The 2,450-nt window shown below is 73.3% G+C and carries 3 protein-coding genes; 2 read left to right on the forward strand and 1 reads right to left on the reverse strand.

What is annotated here, in order from left to right:
* Positions 1 to 92: 92 nt before the first annotated feature.
* Together AB0G35_RS35025 and AB0G35_RS35030 are read left to right on the forward strand one after the other, a co-directional pair.
* Positions 93 to 833 carry a TetR/AcrR family transcriptional regulator gene (locus AB0G35_RS35025; protein ID WP_360958114.1) on the forward strand — a complete coding sequence of 247 codons (741 nt, stop codon included), beginning with the start codon at positions 93 to 95 and terminating at the stop codon, positions 831 to 833.
* Between the two features lie 36 nt (positions 834 to 869).
* The gene (locus AB0G35_RS35030; protein WP_360958117.1) at positions 870 to 1,133 is read left to right on the forward strand and encodes a hypothetical protein; all 264 of its coding nucleotides are present in this window, start codon (positions 870 to 872) and stop codon (positions 1,131 to 1,133) included.
* Positions 1,134 to 1,300: 167 nt separating this feature from the next.
* Here the strand turns inward: AB0G35_RS35030 and AB0G35_RS35035 are convergent, their stop codons facing one another.
* Positions 1,301 to 1,789 carry a hypothetical protein gene (locus AB0G35_RS35035; protein WP_360958120.1) on the reverse strand — a complete coding sequence of 163 codons (489 nt, stop codon included), beginning with the start codon at positions 1,787 to 1,789 and terminating at the stop codon, positions 1,301 to 1,303.
* Positions 1,790 to 2,450: the final 661 nt, after the last annotated feature.

Genomic DNA, 2,450 nt, shown 5'->3' on the forward strand with positions numbered 1-2,450 from the left:
CGGGCCTGCTGGCCTGAAGCGGCCGGCCGCGGCACCCGTTGGGGGGCGAGCACCTGTACGAAGGGAAATCCGGGGCGGTTACGCTGCTGCCCATGAACGGCAGCGGCACCGCCCCAGCAGTACCCCGACCCGCCTACCGCAGGCTGAGCGTCGAGCAGCGCCGCAGCCAACTGCTCGCGGCGGCCCTCGGGCTGTTCGCCCAGCACGCGCCGGAAGACGTTTCGCTCGACGACGTGGCCACCGCCGCCCAGGTCTCGCGGCCGCTGGTCTACCGCTACTTCCCCGGCGGCAAGCAGCAGTTGTACGAGGCCGCGCTGCGCAGTGCCGCGGACATCCTGGAGCGCTGCTTCGCCGAGCCGGAGACCGGGCCGCTCACCCAGCGGCTGTCCCGTGCGCTGGACCGCTATCTGGCGTTCGTCGACGAGCACGACGCCGGTTTCAGCGCGCTGCTCCAGGGCGGCAGCGTCGTGGAGACCTCACGTACGACCGCGATCGTGGACGAGGTGCGGCGCGCCGCGGCCGACCAGATCCTGCGCCACCTGGGCGAGCCGGAACCGGGTCTGCCGCTGCGGATGACGGTCCGGATGTGGATCAGCGCCGTCGAGGGCGCCTCCCTGATCTGGCTCGACGAGGGCAAGCGGCCGCCGCTCGACGAGCTGCGCGACTGGCTGGTCGACCACTTCGTCGCCCTGCTCACCGCGACCGCGGCGCGCGATCCGCAGACCGCCAGACTGACCCGGGGCGCGCTGCGGATGGAGGCCTCCGACGGCCCGGCCGGCGATCTGGCCCGCCGCATCATGCCCGTCGTGAGCGACGCCGCACACCTGCTGTGACCTGCCGCGGCGCCCCCGCGGTGTGAGACTGGTGGCGTGCGAAGCGAGAACACGCCCTTCGTGGGCGGCCCCCTGGACGGCCAGGTCCTGCCCGTACTGGTCGGGATGACCGGCCAGCCGCCGAAGACCTACGAGGTCCCGGTGCCGAACGACGACGGGCGGCCCCCGACGGTGCATGTCTACCGACGGGTTCCGGGGCGGGTGGGGCGCCTCGGGTTGCCGCGGGGGTGGCAGTACGAGTACGTCCCGGAGGGCGAGGCGTCGGCCGGGGGCCTCACGTGGCCTTGGACCAGGCGGTGAGCACTGTGCGGGCCTCCTCCCACGTACCTGGCTGTCCCGCCGTGAGGGTGTTCGCCGTTGCTCGCCGCCGCTGCTCCCCCACTGCCTGAAGGGCGGGGGCGGCGTCCCTCACGGCGGGCGGGTTCGTTGTGGGTACGGGGACGGGCCGGTGGCGGGGGCGGCGTCCCTCACGTGTGCGTGGCGGAAGGGCGACGGGCGGGGCTCCACAGCCACGCGTGGTAACGGCTCAGGCCCGCGATGTCCCCGCTGTGGGCCGCGGTCACCGCGGCGATGACGGGAACCATCAGCAGGATCAGCGCGATGGGCGCGTAGCCGCCGTCGGTGGCCTCCGTGACGACGACCACCTCCCCCAGATAGACCGTGCCGCCGGCCAGCGCGGTCAGCAGTCCCCGTAGCACCGTGGACGTGCGGAGCCACCGCGGGACGACGAGCAGCAGGCCACCGGTGACCAGCCCGAGCAGCGCGCCCACTGCGAGGCTGCCTCCGACGGCGGCAAGGACGCGCCAGAGGCCGGCGGCGAACTCGGTCGGCTCGGGCGGCGAGAAGAACGCACTGATCCCCGCCATACCGCTCAGAACGGCGAACGGGACGGCGTGGAACACGCCCACCCGCAGCCCGAAGCGCAGCCCCCGCCGCAGCGTCCCGTGTCGTTCCATGCCCGTGCCCCACCCCCATTCACTCGCCCTCCGAGCGGGCGCAGGCTGAAGGCAGCGCACGGTTTCGCTGCGCTGTGCGGTGCCTCCCACGTACTTGGCTGTCCCGCCGCCGGGGTTGCTCACCGTTGCGCGCTTTGCGGCGCCGCGCACGTTGTCGGCCGTCCCGCCGCGGGTCTTCTCACCGTTGCGCCTGGCGGCGGGCGTTGTTTGTCGGGTGCGGTGACAGCCCTACAGACTTCGTCCTCCGGTCTGTCCCCTCCCGTGAGTGGGGGGTGAGAGGCCGGTGGGGGCAGGCGTTGTTGCTCGACCGTACGTCGGCTCGTGCCGTACGTCGGCTCGTGCCGTACGTCGGCTCGTGCCGTGCCGGGAATACCTTCCCGCCCCGTCGGGTTGGGGCCCAGCAGGGGGCCCACGGACCCCTTACGGGATCTGTTCGAGCCTCCCCTACGGGACCGCTGGCCCCCTTGCATGCCCCAACGCCCACCCCCACACACCGCATTCCCACCCCACACACGGGAGGGGACGGGCCGGAGGGGCCGGGCCGGAGGGGCCGGGGTGTGGGACGTAAAGCGAAGCAGTCCCACACCCCGGCCCCGCAGGACCGTCACCGCACCCGACAACAACCCCGCCCGCCGAGGACGAGCGGGGGGTAGGGGAAGAG

Source organism: Streptomyces sp. NPDC021749 (assembly GCF_040640655.1).
Classification (GTDB): domain Bacteria; phylum Actinomycetota; class Actinomycetes; order Streptomycetales; family Streptomycetaceae; genus Streptomyces.